We start from the raw sequence: 19,503 nt of genomic DNA, 5'->3' as shown, positions 1-19,503 counted from the left end.
ATAAAAAATCATAACATTAATTAGCGTGAAAAATGAGCCACCGATATTTTGAATTTGTTTAATTATACATTTTGCATAATTTCTAATAAAAAAATATAAAAAAATAGCTCTACTTTTAGGAATAGAATAATTTATTATAAAATTACAATTTTATTTATATCTCTTCTTATTTTTTCTAAATCTTCATTAATTGATCGCATTAAATCTATTTCTCTTTGTGAAATAAGACCAGTTTTAACAAAAGATTCTAAAATTTCTGTTTTTTTAGATAACATTTGATTGTAGTAATATCCGGCTTCTTGATGTTTCACAATTTTTTTAACCACCGATATTTCAAGAGGAAGCTTTTTACTATATGCTATTTTCTCATACATTTGAATGTCATTTTCATTTAATTCAAAAGCTTTATATCTTTTATTGTTTATGTGAAAATAGTATTGTTGATCTGCACCGATCATAAAAGTTGCATCATTTTTTGATGTGACTTTTATTTTTTGATTTTTTTCATTTTTAGGAATATATTTTTTATTTTTAAATGTTACAATTCCATTAAAAATTTGTCTTTTAATTGGCAAATCAAAATAAGCTTCAAGAGTTGCGCTGTTTGGTTTTCTAAATTCATTTTTTTCAGAATCGGTAATTGATTTTCTTGTTTTTATATCATTAAGCATTGCAATAATTTCGCATCTATATTTATTAGCGTCTTGGTTTGTTTTAATATTTCTATCTTTTAAAAATATCGGAATTCTATTATGTGCAATTCTCCAAAAACTTTCTATATGTGGTTTTTCATTAGATACTGATGTTGTTATAAATTCAGTACCTAATTTTGTGACTGCATCATACAAAATAGCGCTAGATTCAAGGTTATTATGAAAATTCATTCTATTATCGCTAATCATTACTTTTGGTATCCCATATTTATTAATCATATCTTGAATAATAATTTGATAACCTTTTACTGATTCGGCTTTTTCGTCAAAATAAAGTGATAAAACTTTTGAAGTTGAAACATCGATACATGCAACAATTGTTCATAAGGTTTGATCAACATAAAAATGAATAAATCCATCAAGTTCAACACATTCGCCCATATTTACTAATTTTCTTTTTGAGATTATGGTTGGTTTTGCAATCTTTTCTTTAGGCAAAATATTTGGCTTATAAGGTATATATTTTTTTACAAAAGTTTTTTGTCTTTTTATTGTATTTTTATGAGCAAAAGCACTTAGAAATCCGCTTTGCGTAAGTCTTCTTGTTAATTGACTATATGATATTTTTACATTAGCTATTCTCTCATAAAACAAACGGTAAGACATATATGAATTACAAGAACTATTTTTTGTTCCAGCAATTAATTTTTCACTTTCGTATTTTTTTCCATAATTGATAATTAAATCATTACTGTAAATCTTTTTTCTATCGCCTCATTGATTGCCATGTGCTAAGTTAACCTCTTTTTTGCATAATTTAGCATTTCTTAATTTTTGTTTTAATCTTTTTATGGTTGATATTGAACATTTTGCTTTTAAAGATAATTGCTTATTTGTTAAATTAGAATATGTAGTTATAACATCTAATTTTCGTTTTCTATTTAATTGAAAATAGTTTAATTCTATTTCATGCATAATAAGACCACCTATAACATTTTACTATATATGTTAGGTGGCCCATTTTTGTTGCAATTTAACGAAAATAATGTTAAAAATAAAAAATCATAATTATTTCTTTTTAATTTTAAAATGTAAAATTAACTAATTGATAAATAAAAAGTTTTTATTTTTATGATTGGGAATATAATAATTATTGCTATGGATTTAAAAGAAATTTTTATGTTGCAAATTGACCTGGATAAGGCTTTTTCTGAAACCATTTCAAAAAAGGATTTTCGTTTTTTTGATACAAAAATTGTTATTGCTCTATTAGTTGAATTGGGAGAATTTGCCAACGAAGTTAAGGCCTTCAAATATTGAAAAAAAAATAAAGTTATAGATCGCGAAAAGATGCTAGAGGAGTTTGCTGATGGAATTCATTTTATAACTAGTATTGCATATCCAAAAGGTATAAGTCCAATTATCAAACCCTACATTAAACACAAAAATTTTACACTTCAATTGGCATATACATACAAACTTTTTACCGAACTTTTAAATACCAAAGACAAAAATAAGATCTTAAAGGCATATGAGGCTTATTTAGGTTTAGGCTTATTGGTTGATATTCAAGAAGAGGATATTGTTAATTCATATCTTGCTAAAAATAAAAAGAATTATCAAAGAATCAAAAATAGATATTAATAAAGGAAAGTGACAATTAAAAAATATAGTTAGTTTTACATAACTAGCCATATTTTTTTACAAAAAATACTCAAATTACATCACATTGTTAACCTAAATATAAATTTATAAAATGATTCTAACTTAATTAATTCATTTATTTTTGAATCACAAAAACAATATTTAAATATTCCTAAAATTTAGGCTAAATTATATTAAGCTAACTTAGACATGCAACAAAAAAATTCTTTAACTTCTGTATTTAATTAATTAGTTAATTAGTATTAATCTTTTTTCAACCTTAGAGGAAGGCAAATTAATAAATAAGGCTATAATTTAATGTATAAATTTTATTCTTATTTTTAAGGAGCTGTATATGTCAAAAAATATTGAAAATAATCAAGACTTTATTAAAATGAGCAAGCAAAAGCTTGCTAATAAAATTTGGTCTGCTGCTAATGAACTAAGATCTCAATTAGATGTAACAGAATATGACAAAATTATTTTAGGTCTAATATTTTATAAATTCCTATCTTCGAAACAAACTGAAACACTAATAGATAAAAACGGTGATTATCAACTAGCTCAAAAAAGTGAAAAGAAAGACAACGATAATGAATCATGTTTATATATTGAGGACCTTACCAAAGGCAATAATCCTGACGAAATAGTTGACAGTTTAAAAAACAATTTAGGATACTATATACCATATGAATACTTATTTTCTTCATGGAATAAAAAGGAATTTCGCAACAAATTTGATAGAAACTATATTATTGAGTCTATCAATCATTTTAATAGTGAAATCGAAGTTATTAATGAACCTAATTCATTATACAAAAACATCTTTGATGAGTTTTATCTTTCAATTCAAAAGGTGAAAAATGAAGATAGTATCAAAAAGATAATTAGAATTATTGATGAAATTCCAATCAAAAAACAAGATTACGATGTTTTAGGTTTTATTTATCAATATTTAATTGGCGAATTTGCATCAACAGCTGGTAAAAAAGCTGGTGAGTTTTATACTCCACTTGAAGCAGGAATTTTAATGTCCGATATTATTTCATTTCATCTAAGCAAGTTTACATATAATAAAAATGATCTCATTAGAATTTATGACCCTACCGCCGGATCTGGTTCCTTATTAATTAGAGTTGCTGAAAAATTCCAAAAACATATGAATGAATTGCATCATGATATTAGAATTAAATATATTGCCCAAGAAATTCTACCAACTTCATTCAAAACATTAAGTATGAACTTAATTATGCATAATATTCCACCACAATTAATAAATATTAGAGAAGCTGACACGTTGGAAGATGACTGGCCAACAGAAAGTAATGGTGACAAAAAAGTCAAAGCTATTGTAGCTAACCCGCCTTATTCACACCTTTGAAAACCCGAAAATAAGGTGAATGATCCAAGATTTCAATCTTATGGTATAGCGCCAAAATCAAAAGCAGATTATGCTTTCTTATTGCATAGTTTATATCACTTAGACAAAGACGGAATAATGGCAATCGTTTTACCTCATGGCGTTTTATTTAGAGGGGGGTCCGAATATGAAATCAGAAAATCTTTAATCAAGAAACAAAAAATTGATACTATTATTGGTCTTCCTAATAACATGTTTATGGGTACAGGTATTGCAACCATAATTATGATTCTTAAAGAAAATAAAGCAACCGACGATTTTATGTTTGTTGACGGATCTAAACTTTTTTCAAAAGATGGAAATAAAAATAAACTAGATAGATCACATATTATTAAAATATCCGATGTTGTTAATAACCGAATTGAAAAAGAAGGATTTTCAAGAATTGTCTCACTAAAAGAAATTGAAGATAATGATTATAATTTAAACATTTCAAGATATATTGATAATTATGATAAGGAAGAAATTCACGATTTATATTCAACTATGTATGGCGGTGTATCTGACCAAGAAATTTCAACTTTAGATTCGTTTTGAAATAAATTTATCGGTTTAAAGGAAAAACTTATTTCAAAAAGATCCGATGGGTATAATCTCTTAAATTTAAGAAATGAAGAATTAATAAATACAATAAAAAACGATAATTATGTAAAAGAATTTATTAACGAAAATAAGAATATCGCAATTTCAATTATTGAATTTATTAAAAATAATGTTCCATCATATCAAAGTATCAATGGTATTAATGTCTATAACTTTGAAAGCATTTTTGAAAAATTTATATTAAACATTAAGGATAATGCTTTTATTGAAAAATACGATATATATCAAATAGCAATAGAAAAATTTGAAATCATTAAGGAAGATATTGAAATAATTCAAAATTATCAAAATGATAATATTCCAATCTCTGAAATTATTCTTCAAGAAAAAAATGTCGAAAATAATAAAAACGGTAGTTTAGTTAATTGGGATGCTCGTTTAGTAAATAAAGAATCAATCATTAACAAGTTCTTTGCTGCTAGCTTAAATAAAAATGAAAAACTTAAATATGACATTGAATTAATAGAAAGTGAAATCAAGGAAACCTTTGATTCAATCGATGAAGAAGACAAAGATTTATTAGTATTTAAAGAAAATGGTTTTGATAATAAGGAATTATCAAAACAAGTTGCTATCTTAAAGAAAGACGAAAATGCCTTAGATAATATCGAATTATCCAAAAAGCTTCTTCATGTTCATAATTTAAATAATGAACTTAAGAATTTAAAAGACGAGCTAAAATCAAATGAATTCGAACTATTACATGATTCTCTTGAAAAATATAATTCATTAGATGAAGATACATTTTATGATCTCTTGTTTTACAAATGAACTAATAATATTTGTGAAAATATTGTTGAACTTGTTGATAAAATAATTGACTCATTTATCAATAAAATAGAAATATTATTCAATAAATACCAAAACACATTAAATGAAATAAACAATGAAATTAGTAAAAAAGAATCAGAATTAATCGAACTCCTTGCAGATTTAAAAGCAGATGATTATGATCAAAAGGCTATTAATGAATTAATTGCAATTCTAGGCGGTAATAAAAATGAGCAAAAATAATATGGTTCCATCAATAAGATTTAAGGAATTTACTAACGCTTGAGAACAGGAAAGGTTGGGAGAAATAGTTGATTATTTTAATGGGTCTTCGAATGAAAAAGAACAAACGAATGAAGGAAAATTTGAAATAGTAAACTTAAACTCTATTTCGATATCTGGTGAATTAAAACCATCAGGAAAGTTTTTACACAATGCTTTTGAAACGTTAAAAAAAGATGATATAGTAATGATTTTAAGTGATATTGCATTAGGTAATTTGTTAGGTAAGTCTGCTGTAATACCAGTAGATAATAGATATGTTCTAAATCAAAGAGTTGCTTTATTAAGAAAAAATAATTCAAAATTTAATTCAAAATTTATTTCATTATTTTTGAATAAAAATCAAAGCTTACTTTTTAGAAAAGGAGCTGGATCATCACAATTAAATCTTTCAAAAAAAGAAGTTATTAATTTTTTATTTTTTTCAACAAGTAGAAATGAACAAGATAAAGTATCATTAATATTTAACAACATAAACACCCTCATCACCCTTCATCAGCGTAAGTTAAATGCCTTAGAAAAGATCAAAAAAACCTTATTAGAAAAGATGTTTGCGGATGAAAAATCTGCTTTTCCATCAATAAGATTTAAGGAATTCACTAACGCTTGAGAACAGGAAAGGCTGGGGAATTTATTGAATTATATTAGGCCTGATAATTTTTATACAAAATATGATGAAATACCAGAATCTGGGAAAAATCCGGTTTTAACAGCTAATAAATCATTTATTTTAGGCTATTCAAATGAAGCAAATACTTTTGATAAGGAATGTATTATTTTTGATGATTTTACTCAAGATTTTAAATATGTTAATTTTCCTTTTTTAGTTAAATCGAGTGCTATTAAAATACTAATTAATAAAAATACAATGTTTGATGTTTACTCCTTATTTTTAATTATGTTAAGTGTAAAACTTGAAAATTTTGGGCATGCTAGACACTACATTAATTTTGTTCAAAATAAAAATATTATATTATGTGGTTTTCATGAAATGAAAAAGATAAGAGAAATTTTTAACAACATAAACACCCTCATCACCCTTCATCAGCGTAAGTTAAATGCCTTAGAAAATATCAAAAAAACCTTATTAGAAAAGATGTTTGTATAGGAGCAATATGTCAAAACTTAATTTTAACAATGAAAATTTCAAAAATGAAGCCGAATTCGAAGAGAATGTTGTAAAGCTTTTATTAGATAATGGTTGAAAAAATCAAGGTTTTGGTCAATTAAATATTAATAATGAATTAAATAATGTTAGCGAACATGATTTAAAGTTAAATTGATTGCGTATCTTAAACCATAACAATGTGGATAAACTTGACGGTAAACCAATCACTGAAAAAGAATTAGATCTATTAATAAATGAAATACAATCTCAACAAAATATTGCTCAAGTTAATAGAAACATTATAAAACCAAATCAAGGATTGCAATTAAAAAGAGAACAAAAAATAATCCCTTTAACCTTAATTCATAAGGAACAACTAAATAATGACGGTGGTAAAAATTATTTTCAAATTGCAAGACAAGTTACAATTAATAATGCTAATAACGACCAAAAAAGAAGCGATATTTTCTTATTAATAAATGGAATACCACTTATTCATATTGAATTAAAAGATAAAGATAAAAGTATTATTAATGCAAAAAATCAATTAATAAATTATAATGAAGCAACAAAAAGCATTTATAATGGTATCTTTAAATTCATTCATATAGTAGTTGCAATGAATCCACTAAAAATGGAATATTCGCCAAGAAATAGAGAATTAAAATTTATTAATTGGTATGATGAGACTAATAAAAATGAGATTAATAATTGAGTTGATGTCGTTAAAAACTTTTTATCTATTCCAATGTCATTAGAATTAATTTGTGACTACACTATTCCGGACGGCGATGAGCTAAAAATTTTAAGAAGTTACCAATACTATGCTGTTAAGAAAATTCTTGATAAAATTAGAAAAACGGATCTTTTTTTAGCAGAAAATGATGAACCTATTAAAGGGGGATTCATTTGACATGCTACAGGTTCAGGAAAAACCTTCACTAGCTTTAAGACTAGTTCATTAATAATTGAGCATAATCTTGCTGATTTAGTAATATTTGTAGCTGATAGAATTGAATTAGTGGATCAAACGTATAATGAGTTTGTAAAACATGATAAAAAGGTTACTGATGTTTCTAGTACAAGAGATTTACAAAATAAGACAAGAAAAAACGAAGATCAACCAATCATTGTAACTTCAATTCAGAAATTAGATCGTATAAATGAAGATCATAAAAATATTCTTGATAAAAAAAGAATTGTCTTAATCTTTGATGAAGCCCACCGTAGTACATTCGGCTCAATGATGAGCAAAATTAAAAATACCTTTAAGAAAAAAACCATAATTTTCGGTTTTACTGGAACCCCTATTTTTGATGAAACACCTAATACATATGATATTTTTGGCGAAAAATTACATAGCTATACTCTAGGGGATGCTATAGTACAAGAAAAGGTTCTAAAATTTAGTTGTAAATATAATATATTTGAAGATTTATATAAGTGAGCATTTAATTGCAATATTGAACATAATAAAAAATTTTGTACTGAAAAATTAAATTCCATTAAAAATGAAACATTAAAACAAGAGCTTCTTTCTTTAAAAAATGATGCTCCATATGAAGTTACTAAAAAATTAGAAGAATTTAATGAAAAATCAGATAATTTGGATAAACTAATTGAATTAGAAGATGAGATTAACTATATTTATGAAAGCGATTTATATAAAAATCTTGTAGTTGAAAGCATTTTAGACGATTGATATAATTTGGCGAAATCTAATAGTTTTAAATATAATTTTTCTTCAATTTTGGCCACTTCAAGTATTGAAGATGCAATAAAATATTTCCGTATATTTAATAAACATATAAATGATCTTGATATAAAAGATGAAAAACGTAATTTTAAATTCACCGCTTTATTTACAAGATCATTAGATAGTGATGAGTCTCCACAAAAACTTGAAAAGCTTGAAGAAGCATTTAAAGAAATATATAAAAAATACGAACAAGACTTCGATTTTAAAATTATTAACCAAAATGATGAACACGAACTATTCAAAAAAGACATTTCGCAAAGACTAAAAAGAATCAATATGAATCAAGATGATGATTCAAAAACTATAAACTTGTTAATTGTAGTAAATCAGATGTTAACCGGCTTTGATTCAAAATATATTCAAACAGTATATTTTGATAAACAACAAGAATCACAAAATTTAGTCCAAAGTGTTTCGCGAACTAATAGAAAATATAATATTCATAAAGAATTTGGTAGAGCACATTTTTACAAATTTCCATATCACATGAAGAAAAATGTTGAGGATGCATTTAGAAAATATGCTTATGAGGATTTAACAATAATCACAGTTTCCGATACATCATCTATAGTAAAATATGCAAATGAAGAATATAAAGAAGTTGAAAAATTATTCAAAGAATTAGGCATTAACTGATTTGAAAATATTGAATCATTTGACACTGATGATATAAACAAAGTTAAAAATCTTAAAAAGGCTTATAATCATTTGTGCGAAATTAAACGCTTAATAAATTCATTAAACTTATTGAGTTTTAAATGAGAAGAAAATGAAAAATTGATGTCCTTTGATAAAGAAATATCCGAAAGAATTGATGTGAAAATATATGAAATTGATGTTATTTTAACCAATCTTAATTCATTAGCAACTTTTAATGATTCGGATGATGAGCTTAGATTTTATAATACTGAAATTCTAAAAGATATTCAAAACAATAAAAAGCAAGAACTTTATGATAAAAATTTTTTCACAAATCTTGAATTAGAATTAAGAACTTGCAAATCGATACCTCATGTTTTAAGCAAGTATTATATTAAAAATCCCGAATGAATTAAGGAATGATGTAATCTTCCCGATAATAATAAACCTAGTTTAAATGACTTTTGAAAACAAAAAAAACAAGAAGAACTACAAAAAAATCTTGATGAATTAGCGATATATGGACTCGAAAAAGAAAAAATTGAAGAATTCGTAAATAATTGCTATATAGATATTAAAGAAGACATTAATAAAAACAATAATTTTGAAGCTTATATTTGACCGCTTGTTAAATCCCCGGACGGCCCTAAATATAAGCTAAGACCCCTAATTATTGATCTTATAAAGCAATACAAGGAAAAAAAATAGAACCTATTTGGTTCTATTTTTTAGTGTGGGCATTGATATATTTTAGTTTAAACTCGATATTGAACGCATAACAACATCGATATCTTTATTCTCTAACTCGTTAATAATATGCAAATATATTCTCTCAGTTGTGTTCATACTAGAATGACCAAGCCTTTTAGCAACAGAAGCAATCGATACCCCGGCGTACAACAATAATGATGCATGAGTATGTCTTAAACCGTGAATAGTTATGATAGGAACATTTGCTGTTTTGCATCTTCTGCTAAGTGTATCATTAATAGTAGAATTATAAATTTTTTTCTTAAAGATAAATATAGGTTTATCACCTGGCAAGTCTTTAACAAGACTCGAGAACTGTGAAATAGTCATTCAATCTAATGGAATTTTTTCTAACCGAAGTTTTATTTTTGGTGGTAAAAAACCACCATTTTCTTTATAATTTCATGTCTTAGTTATATTCAATGTTTGTTTTGAAAAATCAAAGTCTTCCGGCGTGATTGCTATAGCTTCCGAAAACCGCAAGCCAGTTTTCGCTATTAAAAGCAACAATCAATCACAATTAATTTTTTCGTTTAATTTCAAGGTTTTTAGGAGCAATTGAAGCTCAAATTGACTTAAAAACTTCTGCGCTTTCTTTTTAGGTGGTTTACCCTTTATAACAACCTTTCTAGTAGGATCATTATCTATTAAACCTTCATCAAATGCATCTAATAATGCGCTTTTTAAATGGTGGTGAAAATCCATTGTTGTTTGTTTTTCATGATAAGTAGCATAATCATTCAATATTTTTTGGTATTCCATTCTATCTATATCGCACAATCTTAACTCAGGCACCAATTTAATTATTCAATCTAATGATAACTCGTATTTTTTAAAACTAACGTTTCTTATAGAACCTTTTTTATATACAAAAATTCAATTTTGAAAATATTTATAAAATAAAATTTCTGATTTTTTTCTCATCTCTCCCCCAATTATGCCCACGCTGATGAAGGGTGATGATGGTTTTTATGTTGCTAAAAATCACTGCAATTTTATTTTGTTCATCTAATAAGCTTGGATATTTTAGAACACATTTATTAGCTATGCTTCAATTAATATAAACTTGAGTATTACCTTGTGAAATTTGCTTTATTTTATTTCTGAATTTATTTGAATTAATATAAAAATAGAAATAACCGCTTGAAAATAATTTGTTGTTGGGAGTTATTCTTTGCGTTCTTTGATTATGAATATATTCATAATCTTTATCTATTTTTAAGACTCTTCCAAGTATATTACATGTCTGGGTTTTATCATTAAGAATCATTACTAAATCATTTTTATTCAATAAATATTTTCTTGTTCTTTCATTTAAAACTATCCTTAATCCTTGATCAAAATATTCATCATTCTCACCGAAACTTCCAATACTAATAAATTTATACTTTGACTGATTATTTATGTGCTCTTCTAATGAAACTCCGCCACATGAGTACCCTAAATTCCCCAACCTTTCCTGTTCTCAAGCGTTAGTAAATTCCTTAAATCTTATTGATGGAAATGCAGATTTTTCATCCGCAAACATCTTTTCTAATAAGGTTTTTTTGATATTTTCTAAGGCATTTAACTTACGCTGATGAAGGGTGATGATGGTTTTTATGTTGCTAAAAATCACTGCAATTTTATTTTGTTCATCTAATAAGCTTGGATATTTTAGAACACATTTATTAGCTATGCTTCAATTAATATAAACTTGAGTATTACCTTGTGAAATTTGCTTTATTTTATTTCTGAATTTATTTGAATTAATATAAAAATAGAAATAACCGCTTGAAAATAATTTGTTGTTGGGAGTTATTCTTTGCGTTCTTTGATTATGAATATATTCATAATCTTTATCTATTTTTAAGACTCTTCCAAGTATATTACATGTCTGGGTTTTATCATTAAGAATCATTACTAAATCATTTTTATTCAATAAATATTTTCTTGTTCTTTCATTTAAAACTATCCTTAATCCTTGATCAAAATATTCATCATTCTCACCGAAACTTCCGATACTAATAAATTTATACTTTGACTGATTATTTATGTGCTCTTCTAATGAAACTCCGCCACATGAGTACCCTAAATTCCCCAACCTTTCCTGTTCTCAAGCGTAATGCTAAAGACAAAAAATAAGGTGTTAAAGTTGTCCAAAATGTGTTAATCTAAAGATGATAAACCTAAGTTTGTAAAAGAACTCAAAGAATTGATCATAGATTGTCTTTCTAGTTTTAAATTAGCATAAAAAAACTACCACATAATTTGGTAGTTAATCTTAATTATTATTTAGCCATTTGTTCGGCAACTTCTGCGGCGAAGTCAACTGTTTTCTTTTCTATTCCTTCCCCAACCTCATATCTTTTAGCACTAACTAAAGTCAAGTGAGAATCATTTAGATACTGTCCAACAGTTTTAGTATCTTCCATTACGAAGGGTTGATATAATAAAACACCTTTTTCGTTTAATTGTTTTCTTAACAAACCTTCCTTAATAGATTGTTGAATCTTTTCAGGCTTATTTGCTAGAGCAGGTGATGCATCCAACATATCATGAATACCCTTTAACTCAACTGGACACAAACATTGTTCTGTTAAATAAGATGGGTTAAGGGCAGCGATATGCATCGATACATTTCTTAATGCTTCAGCATTCATACCCTTACCCATAATAATCGTTGCCACTCTATTATTAGCATGAGTATAGCCGGCCACAATTTCGCCTTCCTTAGCAACATATTTTAGCGCTCTTCTTAATGTTATTTTTTCACCAATTTTTGCTGTTAATAAACTAGTTTGATCCTCGATTGAAACACCATCAATTTTAATTGCCTGTAATTCTTCATCACTGGTAAAATCATTTACCAACAATGATTCACCGATTTTATTTGCTAATTCAATAAATAATTCATTTTTAGAAACAAAATCTGTTTCAGAATTAAGTTCAAATATAACTGCAACGTTATCTTTAACAACAGCTCTAACGATACCTTCGGCTGCGATTCTTCCAGCTTTTTTAGCAGCCTTTAAAATTCCTCTTTCTTGTAATCAGTCGATTGATTTTTCAACATCATTGTCATTAGCCTCAAGCGCTTTTTTAACATCTAAAAATCCTAAATTCGTTCTTTCTCTTAATTCTTTAATTTTATTTAAATCGATTGACATATATACCCTTTCTTATACTTTGAGATAATTTATTTTTCCTCAGGTGTTTTCGAAGATTCTACTGGTTTATTAAATCTTCTTTCTCTCATTTCTCTCATTTCGCTTGTTCTAGGATCTTCTGGTAAAACAATTTCCTCATTAGTTTTATAAGCAAATAATTGAGAACCACCTCTAGCAGAAGCGATAGCATCAGCTAAAATTGTAATAATTAAAGTTAATGATTTTGCCGAGTCATCGTTTGCTGGAATAACAAAATCTACTAAATCTGGATTTGAATTTGTATCATGAATTGCAAAAACTTTTAAACCCTTTCTCTTTGCTTCTCTAATAGCAATTTCATCTTCAACAGGTGAAGCAACAATCATAACTTGTGGCATCTGCGCCTTGTTAGCTAGTTTTCTAATACCACCAAGGTTCTTTTGCAACTTAGCAATCTTCTTATCATTTAGAAGACCTTCTTTTTTAGTATATCCTTGATATCCATTTTTTTGCAAAGCTTCTAATCTGTCAAGTTCCTTAACGCTCTTAAAAATTGTTTGCGAATTTGTTAAAGTTCCGCCCAATCAACGTTCAGTAACATAAACTGAATTAGTTCTTGCTGCTGCTGCTTCAATAGCAGATTTAGCTTGTTTTTTAGTACCAACTCAAATAAATGAGATTGGTTTTTGAGCCATTTTATTTAATAGTTTGTATGCATATTCTAAAGTTTTTTGAGTTTTAGCAATATCGATAATATGTATACCTGATCTTTTTCCATAAATGTATTGTTTCATCTTTGGATTTCAACGGCTTACTCTATGACCAAAATATGTTCCTGCTTCTAATAATTTTTCTCTTGAAACAATAACGGGTTCGCTAGATACTGCAGTTTTTTGTTCAACTGGCTTTTGTTCAACTTGTTTTTGTTCTGTTGTCATTTTTTTAATCTCCTTTTTAAGATATAAATAAAAATAAGTTTGTTTTTTCTCCCTATTGTTTCTAACAATCAACACCAAAAAGGCACATGCGATTGAATTCACAATAGTGTTTGATAAATTAATTTTGTTTTTTCATAATCTATCGATACTTTTATAAAAAGTACTTTCAAATTTTAACACAATTTTAGTAAAAAAATAATAAGTTAGAAGACTGAAATTTATATGGTGGATTAATTATATGAATGATTCAGTACATACCAAAGGATTGACAAATATAAAAAAATAGAAATTTAAATTTGAATTTGATCAACAATAAGGCGTTTTGTTATGATAATTCAAAATTTTTTTGTATAAAAATACATTTCTTTTTTAGCTTAATAGAAGTAAAAATTAGGTATAATAAAAACACTTTTACGTAAGATAAAAATTTAATATTGAGGTTTTTTATGCAAAAAAGCAAAAAGAAGAAGATTTTAATAGCAAGTATTTCCACTGTTTCAATGCTAGGTATTATAGGGACTGCTGTGGGAATAGGATATGCTACTTTTTTAAAAAACAACAAACAGCAGCAAGAAACGCAAGAATTAATCACGGCTGCTAAAAATTTAGTTGCAAACATAGTGAATGAGGATAGCAAAAGAGATTTTTTAAAACAAATTAATGATCCTAAATTTAGACAATATTCGCCTAAAAATTATGCTACTCTACAAATTATTTTAAAAAACATAAAAAAGCAGATAGAAGAAGATAGAGCATTTGTTTTATCAAAAATTAATCAATTAAAAAACAACGAAATAAAAAACAATCTTCTCAATCGTTTTCAAAATAACAATAATGCCGCAAACCTAAAAAATATTTTAGAAGAAACTAACAGACAATTAATATTGCAAGAAAAAGCAAAAAGTTTGGAATTAGCTAAAATAGAACTAAATGCCTTGATAAAAGATTTAAGTAAGGATAAAAAAGAAAAATTTATCATCCAAATAAGTGAAGCTAAAACACTAGAAGAAATAAATCTAATTAAAAAAAATATTATTGATTTCCTATCAAAAATAAGTACTGAAGATCAACTATTAAAAAATAAAATAAATGCCCTAATCGAAAAAATTAATGCATCTGATATTTCAAACAATGATAAAGAAGAACTAGCAAATAAAGCTAAATTAGCTACGAACAAAAATATCGAAGAAGTTTCAAAATTGCTAGATTTAGAAATAAACAAAGCAATTCTAAAACAAGAAGTGTTAATTTTGCTTAATAAACTTTCTAAAACAAAGCAAAAATACAAAGAATTAAAACAAAAATTTAGTAATAAAGACGCAAACATCGACGATTTTAATGATATTAAAAATCAAGTTAATAGTTACTTAAATAAACTAAAATCCGATGTAGAAATATTGCTTGATTCCTTTCAAGATGATAATTTAAAAAAGCAATTAAAAACCGAATTAACTAGTGCTGATAATGAAGAAAAAATATTAGATATTAAAGCAAAAATTCTTGCTCATCAAATGAAACCGGATGTGCAAAAATTATTAGAATTAATTTCAAGACTTTCTAGTAAAAATCCATTAAAAAAAGAGTTGTCAGACCAACTAAACCAACAAAATATTAATGCAAAAGAAATTGACAACATCATTAAAAAGTTAGATAATGAAATTCAAAAAATTTTAGACAAAACTGCTAAAAACATAGAAAAGCTTGATGGATCACCTAAATATAATGAATACCAAAATGAAATTAAAAAAGGCAATATAACTGAAGATGAGCTAGAACAAATTAGCAATGATGCCAATAGTATCTTTGATGAATATAACCAAGAAGCAATTGCGTATGTAAATGCTCTTAACATTGAAATAACAATCAAAAACAAATTAACAACCTTAATTAAAACTTCTAAAAATATAAAAAATAGTGATTTTTATAAATCAAAAGCAAAACTATATAATGATATATCTTCAATTCATGACATTGATAAACAAGAAAAACTAAAAAATGAACTAGAAAAAATTTCTTTCACAAATAATGATTATCGTGATCTTTTTGGCGAGTTATCACAAAAAATTAATAATGAAATAAGCAAGCAAAATAATAATCCAAATGAAGCACCACAAATACCATCTCCAAACGTGCCGGATATAACTCCATCACCAGGCATAGATGTACCTGCTCCTAACTATGAAAAAATAAATGATAGTCAAGTATTACTTGCCGAAGCTCAAAAACAAATATCAACAGTAAATGAATTCTTTGAAAAAACAGATAATAATCCTGAATTGGTCGATGAACGCCATAAGCTTGCAATAGCATATACAAACTTAATAAAATATCGCGACCGCCAAAGAGATTACAATAATAACATCGATGAATTAAATGATGCCCTAAAAGAATTTAAAACACAGTTATATAATCTAAGCCAAAAATTTAAGAAAGTTATTAGAAACCATGAGCTTCAAAAACTTAATACCGATATAAACTCAACAACTAATAATTCTAAAACCGATTCACCAAAGCACAGTCTAGGTTTTGATTTAATATTCAATAAATCTACACAAAAATTCAATGATGCTAATGCTATTGTCACCCAAACACCTTATTATAAAAAGAAACTTCAAGAATTTAAAAACTATCTAAAAACAGCGAATAACAACACTGGTTTAGATTTATCAAATAATCGCTTAGATCCTGGTTTTTTAAACTATCTTAAGGAAGTTGGCATATATGGAGAATATGGTGATAATGATGAACAAAAATGACGTCAATTCTTTAATGGATACAATAAAGAACATATGATGAAAGCTTTGTTCCTTGACACTTTTGATACCATACCCAACAATTCTGTCGAAATTAAACAAGACGAGAATACTGCTAATAAAATTAAGGGAATTATAAGAAACAACCCTTTTGGCTATCTTCCATCTAATCTAAGTCAGTTTCTTTATTATATCGACTTAGATACAATCAAAAAAATGATAGACTTTAATCAAGAAATTGAAGAAATAAAAGCTAAACATAATGATTTAAGTGGCGAAATAACATTATTATTTAAAACTAAATCTGCACAATTTAGACATCTAACACTTAACACAAGCAATTCATTGCTAAGAAAAAATGATGATTTTTATCAATACATCTATGATAGGTCATTCTCACTAAATTATAAAGGTATTTATACAGTACGACCACCCTTTGGTGGAAGTCCTTCGCAGCGCTATACAAGTACTTCTGGGACAGCATGAATTGTAGATAGAATTGATAATAAAATAACAACCAATAAAAATGGCGGCGAAGAATATGAATTTTTAGTTGCAACCAATGCACACGTTGCATCATTAACTCATATCTTTGACAAAAGTATTGTGTACAACAAAAATACAGATAAAAAAAATATTAATAACTTTGTTGGAAGACTAGACCCTAATTTTAATTTCAATAAGCATAACTATGAAACTGCGGATAATGGTGAAATTATTAATGATTATCAAAAATACTTTAAAAAATCGCTAAACACACATCAGGGTACTGATACAAAAAGTCAGTATTTAGATTGGATATACTACACTCCAAGATTTAGCTCGAAAGGATTAAGAGCAAATCGGGCTGTCACAAATTTCTTTGATGAACTCACAGATGTCAATAACCGCCTTGGAACAGTTAAAAATGGCGGAGCTGATTTTGCAATTCTTAAACTAAGATTCACTAAAAATAATATAAGAGATCTATTTCCTACCCTATATGAAATTTTAGATACACCAGCCGAAAAGGATTGATATATTGGTTTTGGTAATGAAACAAATAAACAAAAGAATCACGAGAGCCCTATCCAAACTCATTTTGTGCTCGGTTTTCCAGATGTCAATGGAACAATTAAATTAAATGCTGCCAGATCACAAGGTGGCTATATTGAAACAAAAAACCGTGTTGTTGATAATGATAAAAATAACAAAGATAACTTTAATAGCTTATGGGTAAGATATAACGAAAAAGAAAACAAAGATTGAAATAGTATAGACAATAAATGAATGGACTATGAAAAACCATTCGGAAAAGCATCTGAACACGGAATGCCTAAAAATATTCTCCAACAGATGACAACACTATATCTTAACAATGAAAACAACGAATCACTTGATAGCGGTTCAAGCGGTTCGATGGTAATAGATTCAAGATTTAATTTAATTGGAATTAATTTTATTCATATTGTAGAAAGTGACAATTCTGAAAACAGGGGTAACCAAATTATCTTGTTTAGAGGCGAAAGTGAATATGACCCAAAAGAATTTTCAGGTGATATAAAGCATGATTTCATAACAAAACTTGAAGTAGATAAGCTTAAAACTATTAAGCTAAACCCTAAAATTTAAATCAAAAAAATATCCCCAGCTTATTGCTGAGGATTTTTAATATATAAAATTCAATAATTTTAGATAATTACTATCACATAACATCTTTACGTGATAAAGGCATTGACATGCAACGTGCATTACCCATACCTAATGATAATTGGTTACCATGGAATGGAAGAACCTTGATTCCAGCAGCTTCTAAGGCAGCGTTTGTCTTTTCGTTACGTGAATAACCAATAACAACACCTGGTCTAATTGCTAGATAGTTTGTACCATCAAAGTGAGTTTCTCTTTCAATTTCCATTTGTGAAGCACCTTCACCAGCAATTGGAATTAAGATAGGTTTTTTGTTAATAATTGATTCTAATAATTGTTCTAGTGGTAAACCATTTTCCATTGGTTGTGGTTCTTCTCCACCATTTACTAAATCATAGTCTCAGAATTTAAATACATCATTAGCAATAGGCGAGTATAGGAATTTATCCTTGTCCAACATTGTTAGTCATGTGTCTAAGTGCATCAAGTTTGTTCATTTAGGAACATTGATTGCAACAATACGTTTGAATTCACATTCTTTATTAGCAACAATATTCTTAGCTAACAAGGTTATTGTTTGTAAATCGGTTCTTTCTGAAACACCAACTACTAAGGTTTCGTTGTTGTAGATAAATACGTCTCCACCTTCGATTGATAATTTTAGAGATGGGTCGTAGTATCATGGTGTGTTTACAAGTTTAGGGTGATTTGAAAATACAAACCTTGAGAATAATGTTTCACGTTGTCTAACTTTGTAACGCATGTAGTGAATTGTTACACCATTACCAACTGATGCAAATGGGTCACGGGTAAAGTATAGGTTTGGCATTGGGTCAACGATTAATTCGTGATCTGCTTCAATACCTAAATCATACTTGGTGATTCCAGCCATCATAATTTCAACTAATTCTCTTGATGACATTTTTGATTTTAAGAAGTTTCTTACAACCATTTTGTGTTCTTCTGAAAGAACAGGTTCTGAGTCTTCTAAAAATTCTTCAATTAATTTGTCTTTAGCTTCTTGTGATGCTAAATCATATGTTTCTGCAACTAGGTCAGTTAGTTCAACAACATTGATGTCGTTAGCTTTTAATTCTGATACAAATTGTTTGTGTTCTTTTCTTGCATCATGACTTTCTAAGATAGCTGAGAATAATAATTCATCTAGTCTAGCTGGTGTAATGTAGTCAATTTCACGCCCTGGTTCGTGAACCAAAACCGATTCTAATTCTCCGATTTCTGAATAAACGTGAATTCCTTTAAATTTACTGTCAAATACAGACATTTGTTTCCCTTTCAAATAAGTGATGTTATTTAGCGTATAAAAAAGTGCAAATAAATGCTCTATTTATACAATATTAATTATACTACACTTTTATTTTTTGGGTTTTTGCGTTAAATTGCAACAAAAATGGGCCACCTAACA

11 protein-coding genes are annotated in these 19,503 nt (G+C 27.1%); 5 read left to right on the top strand and 6 right to left on the bottom strand.

Features of this window, described 5'->3' with window-relative positions; all coding sequences use genetic code 4:
- Positions 1-134: 134 nt before the first annotated feature.
- Entirely contained in the window at positions 135-1,628 is a 1,494-nt protein-coding gene (locus ACT1UH_RS00255; protein ID WP_444704989.1) for a hypothetical protein, read from the bottom strand.
- A 183-nt stretch (positions 1,629-1,811) separates the two neighbouring features.
- Here ACT1UH_RS00255 and ACT1UH_RS00250 point away from each other — a divergent pair, with 183 nt between their 5' ends.
- The 4 genes from ACT1UH_RS00250 to ACT1UH_RS00235 all read left to right on the top strand — a co-directional run bounded on the left by ACT1UH_RS00250 (position 1,812) and on the right by ACT1UH_RS00235 (position 9,587).
- On the top strand, positions 1,812-2,297 hold the full coding sequence (locus tag ACT1UH_RS00250; RefSeq protein ID WP_444705006.1) for a dUTP diphosphatase: 486 nt from the start codon (positions 1,812-1,814) through the stop codon (positions 2,295-2,297).
- 355 nt (positions 2,298-2,652) lie between these two features.
- Complete coding sequence (locus ACT1UH_RS00245) at positions 2,653-5,334, top strand: type I restriction-modification system subunit M (RefSeq protein ID WP_444705005.1); 2,682 nt, start codon at positions 2,653-2,655, stop codon at positions 5,332-5,334.
- On the top strand, positions 5,321-6,481 hold the full coding sequence (locus ACT1UH_RS00240; protein WP_444705004.1) for a restriction endonuclease subunit S: 1,161 nt from the start codon (positions 5,321-5,323) through the stop codon (positions 6,479-6,481). Before ACT1UH_RS00245 ends, ACT1UH_RS00240 begins: the two co-directional genes overlap by 14 nt.
- Before the next feature lie 7 nt (positions 6,482-6,488).
- The gene (locus ACT1UH_RS00235; RefSeq protein ID WP_444705003.1) at positions 6,489-9,587 is read left to right on the top strand and encodes an HsdR family type I site-specific deoxyribonuclease; all 3,099 of its coding nucleotides are present in this window, start codon (positions 6,489-6,491) and stop codon (positions 9,585-9,587) included.
- A 42-nt stretch (positions 9,588-9,629) separates the two neighbouring features.
- Here the strand turns inward: ACT1UH_RS00235 and ACT1UH_RS00230 are convergent, their stop codons facing one another.
- The 4 genes from ACT1UH_RS00230 to rpsB form a co-directional block, all read right to left on the bottom strand.
- A complete protein-coding gene (locus ACT1UH_RS00230; protein WP_444705002.1) occupies positions 9,630-10,553 on the bottom strand; it encodes a site-specific integrase in 924 nt (307 codons plus the stop codon).
- Positions 10,522-11,712 carry a restriction endonuclease subunit S gene (locus ACT1UH_RS00225; RefSeq protein ID WP_444705001.1) on the bottom strand — a complete coding sequence of 397 codons (1,191 nt, stop codon included), beginning with the start codon at positions 11,710-11,712 and terminating at the stop codon, positions 10,522-10,524. Before ACT1UH_RS00225 ends, ACT1UH_RS00230 begins: the two co-directional genes overlap by 32 nt.
- Before the next feature lie 187 nt (positions 11,713-11,899).
- Positions 11,900-12,778 (bottom strand): translation elongation factor Ts, encoded by an 879-nt coding sequence (tsf, locus tag ACT1UH_RS00220; RefSeq protein WP_444705000.1) that lies wholly within the window; start codon positions 12,776-12,778, stop codon positions 11,900-11,902.
- A gap of 29 nt (positions 12,779-12,807) precedes the next feature.
- A complete protein-coding gene (rpsB, locus tag ACT1UH_RS00215) occupies positions 12,808-13,695 on the bottom strand; it encodes a 30S ribosomal protein S2 (protein ID WP_438340630.1) in 888 nt (295 codons plus the stop codon).
- Between the two features lie 446 nt (positions 13,696-14,141).
- Here rpsB and ACT1UH_RS00210 point away from each other — a divergent pair, with 446 nt between their 5' ends.
- Positions 14,142-18,059: an MAG2960 family serine endopeptidase lipoprotein gene (locus tag ACT1UH_RS00210; RefSeq protein ID WP_444704999.1), complete on the top strand. Its 3,918-nt coding sequence runs from the start codon at positions 14,142-14,144 to the stop codon at positions 18,057-18,059.
- Positions 18,060-18,129: 70 nt separating this feature from the next.
- Here the strand turns inward: ACT1UH_RS00210 and arcA are convergent, their stop codons facing one another.
- Entirely contained in the window at positions 18,130-19,362 is a 1,233-nt protein-coding gene (gene arcA / locus ACT1UH_RS00205; protein ID WP_438340628.1) for an arginine deiminase, read from the bottom strand.
- Positions 19,363-19,503 lie beyond the last annotated feature (141 nt).

Source organism: Mycoplasma sp. 332 (genome assembly GCF_052378275.1).
Lineage (GTDB): Bacteria > Bacillota_I > Bacilli_A > Mycoplasmatales > Metamycoplasmataceae > Metamycoplasma.
The sequence above is the reverse complement of the archived record's forward strand: the minus strand, read 5'-3'. Positions and strand labels throughout refer to the sequence as shown.